18 protein-coding genes are annotated in these 19602 nt (G+C 65.6%); 12 read left to right on the top strand and 6 right to left on the bottom strand.

The features are described from left to right. Window positions 1–69 precede the first annotated feature (69 nt). From acnA to ACV22W_RS02880, 5 genes are all read right to left on the bottom strand, one after another. Complete coding sequence (acnA, locus tag ACV22W_RS02900; RefSeq protein ID WP_448017632.1) at window positions 70–2787, bottom strand: aconitate hydratase AcnA; 2718 nt, start codon at window positions 2785–2787, stop codon at window positions 70–72. Between the two features lie 47 nt (window positions 2788–2834). Further along, on the bottom strand, window positions 2835–4286 hold the full coding sequence (locus tag ACV22W_RS02895) for a bifunctional 2-methylcitrate dehydratase/aconitate hydratase (RefSeq protein ID WP_448017631.1): 1452 nt from the start codon (window positions 4284–4286) through the stop codon (window positions 2835–2837). Between the two features lie 32 nt (window positions 4287–4318). Next, complete coding sequence (locus ACV22W_RS02890; protein ID WP_059524708.1) at window positions 4319–4828, bottom strand: hypothetical protein; 510 nt, start codon at window positions 4826–4828, stop codon at window positions 4319–4321. A 223-nt stretch (window positions 4829–5051) separates the two neighbouring features. Further along, a complete protein-coding gene (locus ACV22W_RS02885; RefSeq protein WP_448017630.1) occupies window positions 5052–6056 on the bottom strand; it encodes an HpcH/HpaI aldolase/citrate lyase family protein in 1005 nt (334 codons plus the stop codon). Window positions 6057–6240: 184 nt separating this feature from the next. After that, window positions 6241–7227: a malate dehydrogenase gene (locus ACV22W_RS02880; RefSeq protein ID WP_448017629.1), complete on the bottom strand. Its 987-nt coding sequence runs from the start codon at window positions 7225–7227 to the stop codon at window positions 6241–6243. Window positions 7228–7515: 288 nt separating this feature from the next. On the opposite strand from ACV22W_RS02880, the gene ACV22W_RS02875 reads away from it, so the two are divergent. The 7 genes from ACV22W_RS02875 to gltA all read left to right on the top strand — a co-directional run bounded on the left by ACV22W_RS02875 (window position 7516) and on the right by gltA (window position 13438). Next, on the top strand, window positions 7516–8340 hold the full coding sequence (locus tag ACV22W_RS02875; protein WP_082721900.1) for a GntR family transcriptional regulator: 825 nt from the start codon (window positions 7516–7518) through the stop codon (window positions 8338–8340). A gap of 170 nt (window positions 8341–8510) precedes the next feature. Continuing rightward, window positions 8511–8927 carry a succinate dehydrogenase, cytochrome b556 subunit gene (sdhC, locus tag ACV22W_RS02870; RefSeq protein ID WP_059601793.1) on the top strand — a complete coding sequence of 139 codons (417 nt, stop codon included), beginning with the start codon at window positions 8511–8513 and terminating at the stop codon, window positions 8925–8927. A 4-nt stretch (window positions 8928–8931) separates the two neighbouring features. Continuing rightward, the gene (gene sdhD / locus ACV22W_RS02865) at window positions 8932–9300 is read left to right on the top strand and encodes a succinate dehydrogenase, hydrophobic membrane anchor protein (protein WP_006399546.1); all 369 of its coding nucleotides are present in this window, start codon (window positions 8932–8934) and stop codon (window positions 9298–9300) included. 3 nt (window positions 9301–9303) lie between these two features. Further along, the gene (gene sdhA, locus ACV22W_RS02860) at window positions 9304–11079 is read left to right on the top strand and encodes a succinate dehydrogenase flavoprotein subunit (protein WP_044843800.1); all 1776 of its coding nucleotides are present in this window, start codon (window positions 9304–9306) and stop codon (window positions 11077–11079) included. Window positions 11080–11100: 21 nt separating this feature from the next. Further along, entirely contained in the window at window positions 11101–11802 is a 702-nt protein-coding gene (locus ACV22W_RS02855) for a succinate dehydrogenase iron-sulfur subunit (protein WP_011658352.1), read from the top strand. Between the two features lie 8 nt (window positions 11803–11810). Continuing rightward, window positions 11811–12083 carry an FAD assembly factor SdhE gene (locus ACV22W_RS02850; RefSeq protein WP_059450790.1) on the top strand — a complete coding sequence of 91 codons (273 nt, stop codon included), beginning with the start codon at window positions 11811–11813 and terminating at the stop codon, window positions 12081–12083. A 53-nt stretch (window positions 12084–12136) separates the two neighbouring features. Continuing rightward, window positions 12137–13438: a citrate synthase gene (gltA, locus tag ACV22W_RS02845; RefSeq protein ID WP_050011289.1), complete on the top strand. Its 1302-nt coding sequence runs from the start codon at window positions 12137–12139 to the stop codon at window positions 13436–13438. Window positions 13439–13528: 90 nt separating this feature from the next. On the opposite strand, the gene ACV22W_RS02840 is transcribed toward gltA, so the two are convergent. Then, the gene (locus ACV22W_RS02840; protein ID WP_448017628.1) at window positions 13529–14497 is read right to left on the bottom strand and encodes a helix-turn-helix domain-containing protein; all 969 of its coding nucleotides are present in this window, start codon (window positions 14495–14497) and stop codon (window positions 13529–13531) included. A gap of 71 nt (window positions 14498–14568) precedes the next feature. Here ACV22W_RS02840 and ACV22W_RS02835 point away from each other — a divergent pair, with 71 nt between their 5' ends. The 5 genes from ACV22W_RS02835 (at window position 14569) to ACV22W_RS02815 (ending at window position 19517) form a co-directional block, all read left to right on the top strand. Further along, the gene (locus ACV22W_RS02835; protein ID WP_448017627.1) at window positions 14569–14958 is read left to right on the top strand and encodes a VOC family protein; all 390 of its coding nucleotides are present in this window, start codon (window positions 14569–14571) and stop codon (window positions 14956–14958) included. 112 nt (window positions 14959–15070) lie between these two features. Next, entirely contained in the window at window positions 15071–16324 is a 1254-nt protein-coding gene (locus ACV22W_RS02830) for a DUF1479 domain-containing protein (RefSeq protein WP_448017626.1), read from the top strand. A gap of 232 nt (window positions 16325–16556) precedes the next feature. Beyond that, window positions 16557–17315, top strand: a complete 759-nt coding sequence (locus ACV22W_RS02825; RefSeq protein ID WP_448017625.1) for a dimethylarginine dimethylaminohydrolase family protein — start codon at window positions 16557–16559, stop codon at window positions 17313–17315. 101 nt (window positions 17316–17416) lie between these two features. After that, complete coding sequence (locus ACV22W_RS02820; protein WP_448017624.1) at window positions 17417–17881, top strand: Lrp/AsnC family transcriptional regulator; 465 nt, start codon at window positions 17417–17419, stop codon at window positions 17879–17881. 103 nt (window positions 17882–17984) lie between these two features. Next, window positions 17985–19517, top strand: a complete 1533-nt coding sequence (locus ACV22W_RS02815; RefSeq protein WP_448017623.1) for an amino acid permease — start codon at window positions 17985–17987, stop codon at window positions 19515–19517. The last annotated feature ends 85 nt before the right edge of the window (window positions 19518–19602 follow it).

The following is a 19602-nucleotide window of genomic DNA, read 5'->3' as shown; positions in this document are numbered from 1 at the left end:
ACGAAGTCGGGCATCCAAATCGGCCGCAACCGCCGCGAGGCGGCTGCGGCACCTGCAAAAGCAGGGCGCTTACGCCGCGAGCAGCGAGCGCAGCACGAACGGCAGGATACCGCCGTGCTTGTAGTAGTCGACTTCGATCGGCGTATCGATGCGCAGCAGCACCGGCACGCGGGTCGCTTCGCCGTTCTTGCGGTGGATCACGAGCGTGACGTCCTGCTGCGGCTTGAAGTCGTCGCCGAGGCCTTCGATGTCGTAGGTCTCCTCGCCGGTGATGCCGAGCGACTGGATGCTGTCCGAGCCCTTGAACTGCAGCGGCAGCACGCCCATGCCGACCAGGTTCGAGCGGTGGATCCGCTCGAAGCTGCGTGCGATCACGGCCTTCACGCCCAGCAGTTGCGTGCCCTTCGCGGCCCAGTCGCGCGACGAGCCCGTGCCGTACTCTTCGCCTGCGAACACGACGGTCGGCGTGTCGGCCGCGACGTACTGCATGGCCGCGTCGTAGATCGACTGCTGTTCGCCGCTCGGCTGGTGGATCGTCAGGCCGCCTTCGACGCGCGTGCCGTCCGCCTTCGCCGGGATCATCAGGTTCTTGATCCGCACGTTCGCGAACGTGCCGCGCATCATCACGTCGTGGTTGCCGCGGCGCGAGCCGTAGCTGTTGAAGTCGGCCTTCTGCACGCCGTTCTCCTTCAGCCACTTGCCGGCCGGCGAGTCTTCCCTGATCGAGCCTGCCGGGCTGATGTGGTCGGTCGTGACCGAGTCACCGAAGATGCCCAGTGCGCGCGCGCCCTTGACCGTCGGGATCGACGCGGCCGGCTCCATCGAGAAGTCGTCGCCGAAGAACGGCGGCTCGGCGATGTAGGTCGACTTCGGCCAGTCGTAGACCTGGCCCGTTTCGCCCTCGATCTTGCTCCAGAGGTCGCCCTTCTTGGTCAGCTTCGAGTAGTTGTCCTCGAACTTCTTCGGGTCGAGCGCGAACTTGAGCAGCGCGTGGATTTCATCGCTGGTCGGCCAGATGTCGCCGAGGTAGATGTCGTAGCCGTCCTTGCCCTTGCCGACCGGCTCGGTCATCAGGTCGCGCGTGATGTTGCCGGCGATCGCGTAAGCGACGACCAGCGGCGGCGACGCGAGGAAGTTCGCGCGGATGTTCGGGTGGATGCGCGCTTCGAAGTTGCGGTTGCCCGACAGCACCGCAGCCGCGACGATGTCGTTTTTCGTGATCGCTTCGTTCAGTTCCGGCGTCAGGTCGCCCGCGTTGCCGATACAGGTCGTGCAGCCGTAGGCGGCGACTTCGAAGCCGAGCTTCGCGAGGTAGGGCAGCAGGCCCGTCTTCGTCAGGTATTCGGTGACGATGCGCGATCCCGGCGCGAGCGACGTCTTGATGTGCGGCGCGACGGTCAGGCCGGCTTCGACGGCCTTCTTCGCGAGCAGGCCGGCGGCCAGCAGCACGCTCGGGTTCGACGTGTTCGTGCACGACGTGATCGCGGCGATCAGCACGTCGCCGTTCTTCACGTTCACGCCGTTGCTCGTCGTGTATTGCGCGTTCAGGTCGTCCGCCTTCTTCGCGAAGCCGTTTTCCGCAACCGGCTTCGAGAACAGGTCGGTGAACGTCGACTTGACGTTGCCGATCTCGATGCGGTCCTGCGGGCGCTTCGGGCCGGCGAGCGACGGGGCGACCGTTGCCAGGTCGAGCGTCACCGTCTTCGTGTAGTCGATGTCGCCGGCCTTCGGAATGCCGAACAGCTTCTGGGCCTTGAAGTAGTTTTCGAACGCGGCGATTTCCGCCTTCGTGCGGCCCGTGCCTTCGAAGTAGTCGATCGTCTTTTCGTCGACCGGGAAGAAGCCCATCGTCGCGCCGTATTCCGGCGCCATGTTGCCGATCGTCGCGCGGTCCGGCAGCGACAGCGACTTCGTGCCTTCGCCGAAGAACTCGACGAACTTGCCGACGACCTTCTCCTTGCGCAGCATTTCGGTGATCGTCAGCACCAGGTCGGTGGCCGTCACGCCTTCGCGCAGCTTGCCCTTCAGCTCGACGCCGACGACGTCCGGCGTCAGGAAGTACACCGGCTGGCCGAGCATGCCGGCTTCCGCCTCGATGCCGCCCACGCCCCAGCCGACCACGCCGATGCCGTTGATCATCGTCGTGTGGCTGTCCGTGCCGACGAGCGTGTCCGGGTAGTACACGGTGTCGCCGCCGTCCGCCTTCTTGTGGACGCCGCGCGCGAGATACTCGAGGTTCACCTGGTGGACGATGCCGACGCCCGGCGGCACGACCTTGAACGTGTCGAACGCCTGCATGCCCCACTTCATGAACTGGTAGCGCTCGTTGTTGCGCTGGAATTCCAGCTTCATGTTCAGGTCGAGCGCGTCCTTCTGGCGGAAGTAGTCGATCTGGACCGAGTGGTCGACGACGAGATCGACCGGGACCAGCGGCTCGATCTTCTTCGGGTTCTTGCCCGAACGCTCTGCCACACCGCGCATGGCCGCGATGTCGGCGAGCAGCGGCACGCCCGTGAAGTCCTGCAACACGACGCGCGACACCACGAACGGAATCTCGTCGACGCGCTTCGCGGTCGGCTTCCAGTTCGCGAGCTGCTCGATGTGTTCTTCGGTGATCTTCTTGCCGTCGTAGTTGCGCAGCACGGACTCGAGCACGATACGGATCGACACCGGGAGGCGTTCGATCTTCGTCTTCAGTTCCTTGCCGAGCTGCGGCAGCGAGTAGAACTTGCCTTTGCCGGAACCGCTGTCGAATTCCTTGAGGGTCTTGTGGAGATTGTGGGCCATGGTGATTTTCCTGGGTTTAAGGCTAGGAAACAAAGAGTCCTGTACGGCTATATCACATACAAGTCGACGTACTCATCGACCGGCATCGCTTCGAGCTTTGCCTGGTCCAGCGACACGTCGAGAATCGCTTGTTGCTGCTTTGCCGGGAAGCGACGGGCGAGGTTGGTCCTGAACTTCTCGACCAGGAGCGGGATGCCGTCCGCACGGCGTCGCAGATGGCCGATCGGGTATTCGACCGCTACTTCGGCAAGCTTCGACCCGTCCGCGAATTCGATCGTCAGCGCATTCGCGATCGATCGTTTGGCCGGGTCATGGTAATCCTTCGTGAACTGCGAATCCTCGACGCACACGGTTTTCGCACGCAGCGCGTCGATGCGCGGATCGGCGGCGACCGCATCTTCGTAATCGGCTGCGGTCAGCCGGCCGAACAGCAGCGGCACGGCGACCATGTACTGGATGCAGTGGTCGCGGTCGGCCGGATTGGCGAGCGGACCCTGCTTGTCGATGATGCGGATCGCGGCCGCGTGCGTGCGGATCGTGATCCGGCTGATCTCGTCGGTCGTGCGGCCCGCCGCGGCGAGCTGCGCGTGCAGCTGCAGCGCGGCCTCGGCGGCCGTCTGCGCGTGGAATTCGGCGGGGAACGCGATCTTGAACAGCACGTTCTCCATCACGTACGTGCCGTACGGGCGCTGGAAGCGGAACGGCTGCCCGTCGAACAGCACGTCGTAGAAGCCCCAGGTTTTCGCGGTGAGCGCCGACGGGTAGCCCATTTCACCCGTTTTCGCGATCAGCGCGAGGCGCACCGCGCGGGATGTCGCGTCGCCGGCCGCCCACGACTTGCGCGAACCGGTGTTCGGCGCGTGGCGGTACGTGCGCAGCGCCTGGCCGTCGACGAAGGCATTGGATACCGCGTTGATCAGCTCGTCGCGCGTGAGGCCGAGCAGGCGGCCGACGACGGCCGTCGACGCGACCTTGACGAGCAGCACGTGGTCGAGCCCGACCGCATTGAACGAATTCTCGAGTGCGAGGCAGCCCTGGATCTCGTGGGCCTGGATCATCGCGACGAGCACGTCGCGCATGGCAAGCGGCTTCCTGCCGGCCGCGACGGCCGTGCGGGACAGCCAGTCGGCCGTCGCCAGGATTCCGCCGAGATTGTCGGACGGATGACCCCATTCGGCGGCGAGCCAGGTGTCGTTGAAGTCCAGCCAGCGGATCATCGCGCCGATGTCGAAAGCGGCCTGGACGGGATCGAGCTGGAAGGACGTGCCGGGCACCTTCGCGCCGTTCGGCACGATCGTGCCGGGCACGACGGGGCCGAGCAGCTTGGTGCAGGCAGGGTAGGACAGCGCCTCGAGTCCGCATCCGAGCGTGTCGATCAGGCAATGACGCGCCGTCTCCAGCGCGAGCGCGCTGTCGATTCCGGTGTTCAGCACGTAGTCGACGATATCGACGAGTACCGTATCCGGAGCGGGGCGGACGTTGGAGACCGAGGCGGACATCGAGGGGCCTGGGAGCGCGAAAACGCGGGCGCTTAGTTCGTTGCCGGCTTCAGTTCGTTCGATTGCGTCGGAGCCGGCGTGCCTTGCGCCATTTCCGGCGTCACGCATTCGTCGGCGAGACGCTCGCCGCCGTTGGCGTCGCTGAACAGCATCGCCTTGCTCGGGATCACGACCAGCTTGAAGCCCGCGGCCGGATCGTAGAACGTGTCGGCGCCCGTCGTCGTGGCCTGACGCGGCAGCTTGTAGTTCTTCTTCGCCCAGTGAACCGTGACGACCTGGTCACGCTTCATGTCGCCGGCGAGGTCGAACGACAAGCCGTCCTTGCACGCCCACTTGGCTGCGCCGTCCGGTACCGGATCGACCTTGGCCGCGGCACGCGCCTGCGCCTTCTTGCTGCGCGGAACGATGCGCTTGGCCGGCGCCGGGCGCTTGGCCGTCTTCTTCGCGGTCGTCGCCGTATCCTGGGCGAACGCGCTCGGAGCCGAGACCAGCATCGTGGCGGACAACGCGCCGATGGCGGTAGCGATCAGGAGTTTCTTCATGGAGTCAGAACCTTTCGATAATCAGTTGACAAGGGCCGGCGGCAGACACCGTCGGCCGGTTTGAAACTGCACGCGCCCCGGAAGCGCGCAGCGGCCGCTATTTTCACCTATTTGGCCGCGCATATTTCAGGTTTTCGGGCTCCGTTACGTTTTTTGTCGTTTCGCAAACCTGTCTCGGGTTCACGCTCCGGTGATTCGATGAAATGCGTGTGTCGGCGCGCGCTCACCGCGCGTCTCCGGCGGCCGGCCCGAACAGCGGCGCGGCCTCGGCCGGCACCGGCTGGCCGGTCGCCCGTGCGCGGCGCAGCACCGACCAGTAATAGCGGTAGCTCGCGCGGTCGTGCAGTGTATCGCCGTGGCGCGTCGGGCCCCAGTCGGCGGCCTGCGCGGCCAGCAGGATCTCGGCGGCCAGCGCGACTTCATCGGTGCGCGGCGCGAATGCGTCGACGATCGGGCGGATCTGTGCGGGATGGATGCTCCACATCCGCGTGAACGCGAACTCGTCGCGCGCGCGTCGCGCGTCGCCGGCGACGACGGCCATGTCGCGCACCTCCGTCGTCACGTTATGCGACGGCGTCTTGCCGTGCGCGTGGCAGGCGGCGGCGATTTCCAGCTTCGCGCGGCGCACGAGCGGGTGGTCGAACTGGCCGGGCGAGCGCATCGCCGCATCGGGAATCGCGCCGTGATGTGCGGACACGAAGTCCATCAACCCGAAGCTGAGCGTGCCGACCAGCGGCAGCGCGGCGAGGGCGGCCGCCTGCGCGAGCGCGCCGTGCGTCTCGACCAGCACGTCGACCGGGATCGGCTGCGCGAGGCCGAGCTCGCGGCGCGTGCCTTCGATGAACGCGACCATCTCGGCCGCGTCCGCGGCGCTCGCGATCTTCGGCAGCGTGACGTAGACCGGCGCGCGCGCGGCGCGCAGCACGATGCGCACGTCGTCGCGCCAGTGGGGATGGGAAAAGTCGTGGATGCGGACGCCGACACGCCCGAAGCGGTTTTCGGCGCTGCCGAGGCATTCGGCGACGAGCTGCGCGTGGGCGGCTTCCTGGCCGACGGCCGCGCCGTCCTCGCAGTCGAGCGTGATGTCGAACACGGGGCCGAGTTCGGCCTGGAGCGCGAGCGACTTGCGCATCAGCTTCTCGCTGCCCGCGTAGTGATCGCAGCAGGGCAGGATCGTGGGCGGGGACGCCCCGTCGTACAGCACTTGTGCAGGAGTGAGCGCGGACATCTCTTCTACGTCAAGGAGGCGGGCAACGTGGAGGAAATCGGATTCGGGCGCGTTCTGGGCCGGCGCGCGGGGCGCCTGGAGCGGCAAAACGTGCCCGGATCGGATCGGGCGGCGGGGCCGACAGTCGGCCCGCCGCCCGTGCCGTGACCGGACCGCCCGGAGGCGGCCCGGCCGTGCAGTCTGCTTAGTTCTTCAGCAGGTGAGCGACGCCGTCGCGCTCTTCGAGCAGTTCGGCCAGCGTGCCGTCCATCTTCTCGCGCGAGAATGCGTCGATTTCGAGGCCTTCGACGCGCTTGTACTCGCCGTTTTCGCACGTGACGGGCACGCCGTAGATGATGTCTTCGGGGATGCCGTACGAGCCGTCCGACGGGATGCCCATCGTGACCCACTTGCCGTTCGTGCCGAGGACCCAGTCACGCACGTGGTCGATCGCCGCGTTCGCCGCCGACGCTGCCGACGACAGGCCGCGCGCTTCGATGATCGCCGCGCCGCGCTTGCCGACGGTCGGGATGAACGTGTCGCGGTTCCACACGTCGTCGTTGATCAGATTCAGGAGCGACTCGCCTTCGACGGTCGCGAAGCGGAAGTCGGGGTACATCGTCGGCGAGTGGTTGCCCCACACGGCGAGCTTCTCGATCGATGCGACCGGCTTGCCCGACTTCGCCGCGAGCTGCGACAGCGCGCGGTTGTGGTCGAGGCGCAGCATTGCCGTGAAGTTCTTCTTCGGCAGATCCGGTGCCGACTTCATCGCGATGTACGCGTTGGTGTTCGCCGGGTTGCCGACGACCAGCACCTTCACGTCGCGGCTCGCGACTTCGTTCAGCGCGGCGCCCTGGACCGTGAAGATCTCGGCGTTCGCCGACAGCAGGTCCTTGCGCTCCATGCCCTTCGAGCGCGGACGTGCACCGACCAGCAGCGCGACGTCAGCATCCTTGAATGCGACCTTGGGATCGTCGGTGATCACGACGCCCGCGAGCAGCGGGAACGCGCAATCATCGAGTTCCATCACGACGCCTTTGACGGCGGCTTGGGCTTGCGGGAGGTCGAGCAGTTGCAGGATGACCGGCTGGTCCTTGCCGAGCAGGTCGCCGTTCGCGATGCGGAACAGCAGGGAATAAGCGATTTGACCTGCGGCGCCGGTGACGGCAACGCGCTTTGCGGGCTTAGCCATTGAAAATCTCCAGGACGGGTGAAGCGGTGGACGCTAGGCAAAACGCCATTCTATGCGCGTTACGCGTAGCGTTGCATTGAAGCAGGGCGGAGGACTCGCGAAAGGCAGACGCGGTGAACCTGGAGACGGCCGTGGCACGTAGCCGGGGACGCGTTTTGCACCCGCGAACCCTTGCTCGCCCCGGAGTGTAGGAGCCGGCGGGCCCAAAGTCAAACGGTATCATATGTCTTATATAAGACAGATGTTTTGCGGAATTTGAGTGGACGGAAAAGCGCGGTTTGTGATGAAATGCGCGCCATGACATCGAACCAGGCGAACAACGCGAATCCGACCGGCGCAGGCGGCCCAGGGCAGCCGGGCGCGGCCGATTCCGTGCCGGCGCCTGCCGCGTCGCCGTCGCCGACCTTCAGTCCGTTATACCAGCAGATCAAGTCGTTGATCACGCAAAGCCTGGAATCCGGCGAGTGGAAGCCGGGCGAGATCATTCCGAGCGAAGTGGAGCTCGCGGCCCGTTACAAGGTCAGCCAGGGCACCGTTCGCAAGGCGATCGACGAACTGGCCGCCGAAAACCTGGTGGTCCGGCGGCAGGGCAAGGGCACTTTTGTTGCAACGCACAACGAAGATCGCGCGCAGTTTCGCTTTCTGCGTTTGCTGGCCGACGACGGTGCCGAGCATCCGCACGTGAGCCGCCTGCTCGAATGCCGGCGCCTGCGCGCGCCGGCAGAGATCGCGCGGCAGCTCGACCTGAAGCCGGCCGACCCGGTCGTGCAGGTGCGCCGCCTGCTGGAGTTCGAGAACGAAGTGACGGTGCTGGACGAGATCTGGCTGCCGGGCGCGATGTTCCGCGGGCTCACGTTCGAGCGGCTGAGCGAGTACAAGGGGCCGCTCTACGCAATGTTCGAGACGGAGTTCGGCACGCGGATGATCCGCGCGACGGAGAAGATCCGGGCGGTGGCGGCGGAGCCGGCGGTGGCCGACCTGCTGCATGTGCCGGCGGGTTTTCCTTTGCTGTCGGTGGAGCGTGTGTCCTATACATACGGAGACCGGCCGGTGGAAGTGCGACGCGGCTGGTATGTCACAACCGGGTATTACTATCAGAATGACTTGAGCTGACGACGTATCGGCACAAGCAGCGTGCGCGCGCACTCCCCATGTTCGCGTAGCACGTTTCGGGCCGCCTTTATTCCCGTTCGCGTAATGATCCAGAGCAGACTTTCGCTGCAGCGCGATATAAAAAGGCGCTAAAATCGCGGATTAGTGTGACAACATAGTAGGGGTCTAGCATGACTGACGCAGTAAGAAAGCCGAGGCCGGAATACCGGAACATCGGATTCGGCGATATCACGATGAAATATCGCATGCCCTTGGCGGCGATATTGTCGATCCTCCATCGAGTCAGCGGCGCGCTGCTGTTCCTGTTCCTGCCGTTCCTGCTGTTCCTCTTCGATCAGAGTCTCACCTCCGAGCTCAGCTTCGAAGTCTTCAAGGCTTTCCTCTCCAACATCGTCGTCAAGCTGATCGTCCTCGCGCTGTCCTGGGCGTTCCTCCACCATTTCTGCGCCGGCATTCGCCACCTGCTGATGGACGTCAATCACGACGCCGTCTCGAAGGAAGGCGGCAAGCGGACGGCCGTCGTCGTCTTTGTCGTCTCGATCGCCCTGACGATCGCCATGGCACTCAAACTGTTCGGAGCATTCTAAGAAAATGGCAGCCAATAACCGAATCGGCTCGAAGCGCCTCGTCGTCGGCGCTCACTACGGCCTGCGCGACTGGCTCGCGCAGCGCGTCACCGCCACGATCATGGCGGTCTACACGGTCATTCTGCTCGTCCTGTTCTTCGGCGCGCATGACTTCTCGTACGAAGGCTGGGCATCGATCTTCTCCGCGCAATGGATGAAGCTCGCGACCTTCGTGACGCTGCTTTCCCTCTTCTACCACGCATGGGTCGGCGTGCGCGACATCTGGATGGACTACGTGAAGCCCGTCGGTGTGCGCCTGCTGCTGCAATCGCTGACCATCGTCTGGCTGCTCGCATGTGCGGGCTACGCCGCGCAGATTCTCTGGAGAGTGTAAAGAATGGCTGCAATCAAAACTTCCCTGCCGCGCCGCAAGTTCGACGTGGTGATCGTCGGCGCGGGCGGCTCGGGCTTGCGCGCAGCGCTGCAACTGTCGCGCGCGGGCCTGTCGGTCGGCGTGCTGTCGAAGGTGTTCCCGACCCGTTCGCACACGGTGGCCGCACAGGGCGGCATCGGCGCGTCGCTCGGCAACATGAGCGAAGACAACTGGCACTTCCACTTCTACGACACGATCAAGGGTTCCGACTGGCTCGGCGACCAGGACGCGATCGAGTTCATGTGCCGCGAAGCACCGAACGTCGTGTACGAACTGGAACACTTCGGCATGCCGTTCGACCGTAACGCGGACGGCACGATCTACCAGCGCCCGTTCGGCGGCCACACCGCGAACTACGGCGAGAAGCCGGTCCAGCGCGCTTGCGCGGCCGCCGACCGTACCGGTCACGCGCTGCTGCACACGCTGTACCAGCAGAACGTCGAAGCGAAGACGCAATTCTTCGTCGAATGGATGGCGCTCGACCTGATCCGCGACGCGGACGGCGACGTGCTCGGCGTGACTGCCCTCGAGATGGAGACGGGCGACGTCTACATCATGGAAGGCAAGACGACGCTGTTCGCGACGGGCGGCGCAGGCCGGATCTTCGCGGCGTCGACCAACGCGTTCATCAACACCGGCGACGGCCTCGGCATGGCCGCTCGCTCGGGTATCGCGCTGCAGGACATGGAGTTCTGGCAGTTCCACCCGACCGGCGTGGCCGGCGCGGGCGTGCTGATCACCGAAGGCGTGCGCGGCGAAGGCGGCATCCTGCGCAACGCGAACGGCGAGCGCTTCATGGAACGCTATGCACCGACGCTGAAGGATCTGGCGCCGCGTGACTTCGTGTCGCGTTCGATGGACCAGGAAATCAAGGAAGGCCGCGGCGTCGGTCCGAACAAGGACCACGTGCTGCTCGACCTGTCGCACATCGGCGCCGAGACGATCATGAAGCGTCTGCCGTCGATCCGCGAAATCGCGCTGAAGTTCGCGAACGTCGATGCGATCAAGGAGCCGATCCCGGTCGTCCCGACGATCCACTACCAGATGGGCGGCATCCCGACCAACATCCATGGTCAGGTCGTCGGCACGTCGCGCGGCCACAAGGATCCGGTCAACGGCTTCTACGCAGTGGGCGAGTGCTCGTGCGTGTCCGTGCACGGCGCGAACCGCCTCGGCACGAACTCGCTGCTGGACCTCGTGGTGTTCGGCCGTGCGGCCGGCAACCACATCGTCGAGCACGTGAAGAACCAGAAGGAACACAAGCCGCTGCCGGCCGATGCAGGCGAATTCTCGCTGGCGCGTCTGAACAAGCTCGACAAGTCGAGCTCGGGCGAGTACACGCAGGACGTCGCCAACGACATCCGCGCGACGATGCAGAAGCACGCAGGCGTGTTCCGCACGTCGGCACTGCTGAAGGAAGGCGTCGACCAGATGGCCGGCCTGAAGGCACGCGTGGAAAACATCCACCTGAAGGACAAGTCGAAGGTGTTCAACACCGCGCGCGTCGAAGCGCTCGAGCTGGAGAACCTGATCGAAGTCGCCCGCGCGACGATGGTGTCGGCGGAAGCGCGCAAGGAAAGCCGTGGCGCGCACGCACACAGCGATTACGAACATCGCGACGACGACAACTGGCTGCGCCACACGCTGTGGTACAGCGAAGGCGATCGCCTCGACTACAAGCCGGTTCAAATGAAGCCGCTGACGGTCGACTCCGTGCCGCCGAAGCCGCGCACGTTCTAAGCCGAGTCAAAGGAATCCGAAATGGCAAAACGCATTTTTGAAGTCTACCGCTACGATCCGGACAAGGACGCGGCGCCGCGCATGCAGACGTACGAGCTCGAGATCCAGCATGAGCGCATGCTGCTCGACGCACTGGTCAAGCTGAAGGCCGTGGACGAGACGCTGTCGTTCCGCCGCTCGTGCCGTGAAGGCGTGTGCGGTTCCGACGCGATGAACATCAACGGCAAGAACGGTCTGGCGTGCCTGACGAACCTGAACGACCTGCCGCAGAAGATCGTGCTGCGCCCGCTGCCGGGCCTGCCCGTCGTGCGCGACCTGATCGTCGACATGACGCACTTCTTCAACCAGTATCACTCGATCAAGCCGTACCTGATCAACGACGCGCCGCCGCCGGAGAAGGAACGTCTCCAGTCGCCGGAAGAACGCGACGAGCTCGACGGCGTGTACGAGTGCATTCTGTGCGCGAGCTGCTCGACGTCATGCCCGAGCTTCTGGTGGAACCCGGACAAGTTCGTCGGCCCGGCCGGCCTGCTGCAGGCTTACCGCTTCATCGCCGATAGCCGCGACACCGCCACCGGCGAGCGTCTCGACAACCTGGAAGACCCGTACCGTCTGTTCCGTTGCCACACGATCATGAACTGCGTCGACGTTTGCCCGAAGGGCCTGAACCCGACGAAGGCGATCGGCAAGATCAAGGAACTGATGGTTCGTCGCGCGGTTTAAAGTTTGTGATGAGCGACGATTCGCATCAATCCGACCCGCACCGTCGCGCGCGCCTCCGCTGGCGCGCGCGGCGGGGTCTGCTGGAAAACGACATCGTATTCGAGCGTTTCTTCAGCAGATACGAGCATGACCTCACCGATGCAGACGTAGGCGCGTTGTCGCGCCTGCTCGATCTGAGCGACAACGACCTGATGGACTTGCTCCTCGCGCGCAAGGAACCAGAGGGCGACCTAGACAGCCCGGACGTTCACCGGCTGTTGGAGATGCTGCGCAACGTGTAACGCGTTACGCCCGTTATCGAATCCCGTTTCTTTATTTCGATTGAGGATGTGCCATGACTCCGTCTGATGTTAAAGCCACGCTATCGTTCAGCGACAATTCGCCGAGCGTCGAAATGCCGATCTACAAGGGGACGATGGGCCCGGACGTGATCGACATCCGCAAGCTGTACGGCCAAACCGGCAAGTTCACTTACGACCCGGGCTTCATGTCGACGGCAGCTTGTAATTCGGCGATCACGTACATCGACGGCGACAAGGGCGAACTGCTGTACCGCGGCTACCCGATCGACAATCTCGCGCAAAACGCGGACTTCCTCGAAAGCTGCTACCTGCTGCTGAAGGGTGAACTGCCGAACGCAGCACAGAAGAAGGAATTCGTCGACACCGTCACGAAGCACACGATGGTGCACGAGCAGATGCACTTCTTCTTCCGTGGCTTCCGCCGCGACGCGCACCCGATGGCAGTGCTGGTGGCTGCCGTCGGCGCGCTGTCGGCGTTCTATCACGACTCGCTCGACATCAACGATCCGCGTCACCGCGAAGTGTCGGCGATCCGCATGATCGCGAAGCTGCCGACGCTCGTCGCGATGGCGTACAAGTTCAGCATCGGCCAGCCATTCGTTTATCCGAAGAACGAACTGTCGTACAGCGCGAACTTCATGCACATGATGTTCTCGAACCCGTGCGAAGAGTACAAGGTCAACGACGTGCTCGTCCGCGCACTCGACCGTATCCTGATCCTGCACGCCGATCACGAGCAGAACGCATCGACGTCGACGGTCCGCCTGGCCGGCTCGTCAGGCGCGAACCCGTTCGCGTGTATCGCAGCCGGTATCGCATGTCTGTGGGGCCCGGCGCACGGTGGTGCGAACGAAGCCGCGCTGAACATGCTCGAGCAGATCGGTTCGCCGGACAATATCCCCGAATTCATCAAGCAGGTGAAGGACAAGAATTCGGGCGTGAAGCTGATGGGCTTCGGTCACCGCGTGTACAAGAACTACGACCCGCGTGCGAAGCTGATGCGCGAAACGTGCTACGAAGTGCTGAACGAACTCGGCCTGCACGACGACCCGCTGTTCAAGCTCGCGATGCAGCTCGAGAAGATCGCGCTGGAAGACGAATACTTCGTGTCGCGCAAGCTGTACCCGAACGTCGACTTCTACTCGGGTATCGTTCAGCGCGCGCTGGGCATCCCGACCTCGATGTTCACGTGTATCTTCGCGATGGCACGTACGGTCGGCTGGATCGCACAGTGGAACGAAATGATCGCGGATCCGGAGCAGAAGATCGGCCGTCCGCGTCAGCTGTTCATCGGCGACACGCCGCGCGAAGCGAAGCCGCTCAACGCACGTTAAGTCGTGCGCGGCGCGAACGGCCGCAAGGCCGCTCGCGTCCGGCAATTGCAACGCCCCGACACCCCGGTGGGTCATCCCGCCGGGGTGTTTTCATTTGCGCGGCCGAACGGCATGGCGTTCCAGCGACGGCGGCCGCGTGTCGAGCGGTGGCGGCGTGCCGGTGTCGGGAGCGTGGCCGTGGCGCGCGAAGAACTGCCGATATGCGCCGGGTGTCATCCCGCGCGCGGCGAGGAACTGGCGGTTGAAGTTCGCGGCGTTCGGAATGCCGCAGCGCGCGGCGACCGTCGCGATCGGCCAGTCGGTCCCGACGAGGTGGCGGCACGCATGCGCGAGCCGTAGCCGCTGCACGTAGCGGCCGACGCTTTCGCCGAGGTGCCGCATGAACAGCCGCTGAAGCGTGCGTTCGGACATGTGCGCGACGGCGGCGAGCGCGTCGATGCGCAGCGGCTCGTGAAAGCCCCGGTCGATCGCGTCGAGCACGCGGTCGAGGCGTTCGGCTTCGGGCGCGGCCGAGTCGGCCGATGACGCGGCGGCGTCGGGCTGGCCGTAAGCCTGCGCGGTGGCGAGCGGTTCGCCGCCGGCTTCAGCGAGGTCGGCGAGCGTGTCGAGTGCGGCCGCGAGGCGGACGCGCGGCGATGAGTCGAGCAACTGCGGCAAGCGTGCGCGCATCGCGCGGGCCGTCTCGGCGTCGAACGCGAGACCGGGCGCCGCGCGACGCAGCAGCGAGCGCAGCGGCGCGTACTCGGGGCAGCAGTCCGCGATGCGACGTGCCCAGTCGCCGTCGAACCAGACGACGAGCGCGACTTCCGGCGCATCGCGATCGATGCGCGCATTCGACGACCACGTGTGCGGCAGGTTGGGCGGGACGAGCACCAGGTCATCGTCCCCGTAACGGGCAACATGATCGCCGATGAAGCGCCTGCCTCGGCTGTTCAGCGTCAGCGTCAGTTCGTATTCGGGATGTCGATGCCATTCGAACGGAATGTGCGCGAGCTGCCGGTGGTACACGCGAATCGAACAGCCTGGGGCGAACGTCACGTGCTCGTATTGCGGCTTCATCGCGACCTCCGGTCGAGCGGGGCAGCGCGCCGTGGCATGATCGTGATCGGTCGTCACAACGGAGCGATGCCATGTTTTCACATGTTTGCGTAGGCGTCAGCGATACCGCGCGCGCGTACGACTTCTACGCGCCGCTGTTCGCGGAACTCGGGCTGCGTCTGAAGTTCAGCGAGCCGGACGGCTGGTCGGGCTGGATGCCGGCCGACGCCGACCGGCCGCTGTTCTTCTTCGGCCGGCCCCTCGACGGCCACGCGCCCGAACCGGGCAACGGCCATACGATCGCGTTCGACGTGCCGACGCGCGCGCGGGTCGACCGCTGTCATGCGCTCGCGCTGCAGCAGGGCGGCACCTGCGACGGGCCGCCGGGGCTGCGGCCGCACTATCACGCCGACTACTACGGCGCGTATTTCCGCGACCCGGACGGCAACAAGCTGTGCGTGGTCTGCCATCGCCCCGAGTAGCGAGTGGTTGTCGGGATTGTATCGATAGTTGACCGGATAGTGTCGATAACGGCACCGCGCCGGCCGTACGCTGAATGCTCGACACGACACACGATTCAGCGAGGAGACGACGATGCACCTGACGATTGACGATCTGCCGGCCGCGATCCGCACGGCGAAACGGGCGCTGCGCGCCGATCTGCCCGGTTACGCGGCCACGTTCCGCGAGCTGGAGGGCGATGTCGCGCGGCAGGTCGACGCGATCCGCCGCGCGCATGCGCAAGGCCGCGACGTGATTCCGGTGCTGCGATTCGCGGATATCGCGAACGATACCGTCGATCCGCAGGCGATCGCCGCGATTCGTACGCATGGCGCGGCGGTGATCCGCGGCGTGTTCGACGCGCAGCAAGCACGCGACTGGAACGACGAGATCGGCGCCTATCTGGACGCCAACCGCTTCGCGGAGCGGCTGCATGCGCGTGCCGAGGACCGTTACTTCGGCAACCTCGCGTCGGGCAAGCCGCAGATCTACGGCGTCTACTGGTCGAAGCCGCAGGTGGCCGCGCGCCAGTCGCCGGCCCTCACGCGGGCACGCGTGTTCCTGAACCGCCTGTGGCGTCATGCGGACGGCGCGCGCACGCATTTCGATCCCGACCAGGTGCCGGCATACGCGGACCGGATCCGCCGCCGGCCACCGGGCTCGACGTCGCTCGGGCTGTCGCCGCACGTCGACGGCGGCTCGGTCGAACGCTGGCTCGGCGCGAATTTCCGGCAGGTCTACCGCCACGTGCTGGCCGGCCACTGGCGCGATTACGATCCGTTCGACGCCGCGTTCCGCCCCGACGTCGAGGAGATTCCGTCGCCGGCGGTGTGCTCGATGTTCCGCACGTTTCAGGGTTGGACCGCGCTGACGCCGCAAGGGCCCGGCGACGGCACGCTGCAGCTGATCCCGGTCGCGAACGCGATGGCGTATGTCGTGCTGCGTGCGCTGCAGGACGACGTCGCCGACGACGACCTGTGCGGCGCGCGTCCGGGGCGCGCGCTGTCGATCCTGCCCGAATGGCATGCGCTGCTGCTCGACGCGCTGGTGCCGATCCCGCACATGGAGCCGGGCGATGCGGTGTTCTGGCACGGCGACGTCGTGCATGCGGTCGAGGACGCGCATCGCGGCAGCGGCGACAGCAACGTGATGTACATCGCGGCCGCGCCTGGTTGCGCGAAGAACGATGCGTACCTCCAGCGCCAGCGGCTCGCGTTCCTGCGCGGCGAGAGCCCACCCGATTTCCCGGCCGATCATTTCGAGGTCGATTTCGACGGACGCGGCGGCGAGGGCGATCTGACGGTGCTGGGGCGTGCGCAAATGGGGTTCGCGCCTGTCGTCGCATAACGGATGCAGCGCACGGACGCATCGGTCGCTCCGGCACCCGCATATGGCGCGTTTGCGCCGCGCACGCCAGCCGTCTGCCGAATCCGCTGCGTCCCGCACGCAATTCGACGTGATCGGCTGCGGGCACGCCCGAATTCGACGCGAATTGCGCAATTTGGCTTCCGATAATGGTCCGGACACAACGCAGTTGCCCCGTGCGCCGCACGGGGGCAGCGTGACCATGGAGGAGTCGATGCAATTCACGCAAGCGATCGTTCGCCGTCCCGCGCCGTCCTGCGGCGGGGGGCTCACCACCGCCGCGCTCGGTGCGCCCGACTACGACAAGACGCTCACGCAGTTCCACGCATACTGCGACGCGCTGCGCGGCCTCGGTGTCGAACTGACCGAACTGCCGCCGCTGGACGCGTTTCCCGATTCGCACTTCGTCGAGGACGTCGCCGTCGTCACGCCCGAATTCGCGGTGATCACGCGCCCCGGCGCACCCGCGCGGCGCGGCGAGACGGCGCACATCGAAGAAGCGCTCGGCGCGCATCGCGACCTGCTGCCGATGCAGGCGGGCCGCCTCGACGGCGGCGACGTGATGCTCGTCGGCAAGCGCTTCTACATCGGCCTGACGAGCCGCACCGATGCCGAGGGCATCGCCGCGTTCGAGTCGCTGGTGTCGCGCTACGGCTATTCGGTCGTCGCGGTGCCGGTCGGCGCCGGCCTGCATCTGAAATCGGTGGTCAACGCGCTCGGCGACGACACGCTGCTCGTGACCGAGGCGCTGGCCGCGCATCCGGCGTTCGCCGACTATCGCCGGATCGCCATCTCGGCCGCCGATGAATACGCGGGCAATACGCTGCGCGTGAACGGCACGCTGATCACACCGGCCGGCTACCCGCGCGTGCACGACGCGATCGGTTCGCTCGGGCTGCCGCTGCATGTGATCGACACGAGCGAGTTCCGCAAGATGGACGGCGGCCTGACCTGCCTGTCGCTGCGCTTCTAGCCGATTGGCGCGCGTCCGCTCCGGCCGGATAATGTGGCCCACGCGCGGAACCGGAGGAGACGTTCCGCGCGCCATCCACCACACGACCGGAGCGAACGCGGATGACCGACAAGAAGATGCAGCTCGACAAGATCGACCTCCGGATCCTCGACATCCTGCGCACCGACGGCCGGATTTCGTACCGGAAGCTGTCGGAGCTCGTGAACCTCACGCCGCGCCCATGCCAGGCACGCGTGGAACGGCTCGAGGCGCTCGGCGTGATCGAAGGCTATCGCGCGGTGATCAACGCGCCGCGCGCGACCAAGCCGATCGTCGTGATCGCGCAGATCGTGCTGGCCGACCACGGGCGTTCGCAGGCGCCGTTCGAGGACGAGATGCGGAACAACCCGGCGGTGCTCGACTGCTGGCTCGTCAGCGGCACGTTCGATTTTCTCGTGCGGCTCGCGTGCGAGGATCTCGACGAATACCGGCGGATCGCGAACATGTGGCTGGAAAGTCAGCGGTTCCGGATCGAGAAGATCGTGACGACGGCCGAGCTGCAGGCGATCAAGCGCAGCGTCGTCTGACGCAGCCCGGTGGTCAGGGCCGTTCTTCGACGCGAATAACCGGGTCGATCGGTTGGTATTCCGAATCAATTGGTGCGGTCATAATCCAATCAGGGTGAACACTATGGATGCTTTGCAAGCGGCAGTGGAGACGCCCGCGCCGTCCGGAACGGCGCTGAAGCGCCGGCTGCAGAGCCGCCACATCGCGATGATCGCGATCGGCGGCTCGATCGGCACGGGGCTGTTCGTCGCGTCGGGCGCATCGGTCGCGCAGGCGGGGCCGGGCGGCGCGATCGCCGCGTATATCGCGATCGGGCTGATGGTTTACTTCGTCGTCACCGGGCTCGGCGAGATGGCCGCGCTGATGCCGGTGTCGGGCTCGTTCGCGATCTACGGCGAGAAGTACGTCGACGAAGGCTTCGGCGTCGCGCTCGGCTGGACCTACTGGTACAGCTGGGCGGTGACGATCGCGATCGAACTCGTCGCCGGGCAGATCGTGATGCGCTACTGGTTTCCAGCCGTGCCGGGCGTGTGGTGGGGCGCGGGCTTCCTGGTGCTGATCTTCCTGCTGAACACGCTGTCGGTGCGCGGCTTCGGCGAATCCGAATACTGGTTCTCGCTGATCAAGGTCGTCACCGTGATCGCGTTCATCGCGGCGGGGTTGCTGATCGCGGCTGGCCTGCTCGGCAACGGGCATCCGGTCGGCTGGCGCAACTTCAGGACCGGCGATGCGCCGTTCGTCGGCGGCGTGCACGCGATGATGAGCGTCGCGCTGATCGCGGGCTTCTCGTTTCTCGGTACCGAGCTGGTCGGGATCACGGCCGGCGAATCGGAAAACCCGCGCAAGACGATCCCGCGCGCGGTGAAGCAGATCTTCTGGCGGATCATGCTGTTCTACGTGCTCGCGATCTTCGTGATCGGCCTGCTGGTGCCGTACACCGACCCGAACCTGCTGAAGAGCGACGTGACCGACATCGGCGTGAGCCCGTTCACGCTCGTGTTCAGCCATGCGGGCTTTCCGCTCGCCGCGGGCGCGATGAACCTCGTGATCCTGACGGCCGTGCTGTCGGCCGGCAACTCCGGCACGTATGCGGCCACGCGGATGCTGTACAACCTCGCGGCGGAAGGCCGTGCGCCCGCGATGTTCGCGACGCTGTCGCCGGGCGGCGTGCCGCGCAACGCGCTTTACGCGACGATGGCGGTGGGCGGGCTGTGCTTCCTCACGTCGCTGACCAACAACCAGCGCATCTATCTGTGGCTGCTCAATACGGTCGGCATCACCGGCTTCATCGCATGGCTCGGCATCGCGGTCTGCCACTACCGGTTCCGCAAGGGCTTTCTGAAGCAGGGCTACCGGCTCGATCAGCTGCCGTATCGCGCGAAGTGGTTCCCGTTCGGGCCGTTGTTCGCAATCGCGATCTGCATCGTGATCTCGCTCGGGCAGGATTACCAGGCGTTCTTCGCCGCACGCATCGACTGGATGGAAGTGCTGTCGATCTATGTGTGGATCCCGCTGTTCGTCGCGATCTGGTGGGCGTATCGCCGCGTGCGCAACAGCCGGCTCGTGCGGTACGAGGAGATGGAGATCGGGCCGTGGCTGACGCGCCCGGTCGGCGACGCGGGGGAAACGCGCGAGCGGTCGTCGCGCGGCGCGTAGCGTGCGTGCGGCCGAGGGCCGGGATACCATCGCGTTCGCGTAGCGTGCCGGACAGGGCCTTCGGCACGCCGCGCGTTTCCCGATC

It is taken from the genome of Burkholderia sp. AW49-1, assembly GCF_053427845.1.
Note: the sequence above shows the minus strand (reverse complement) of the source record. Positions and strands in the feature narration are given on the sequence as shown.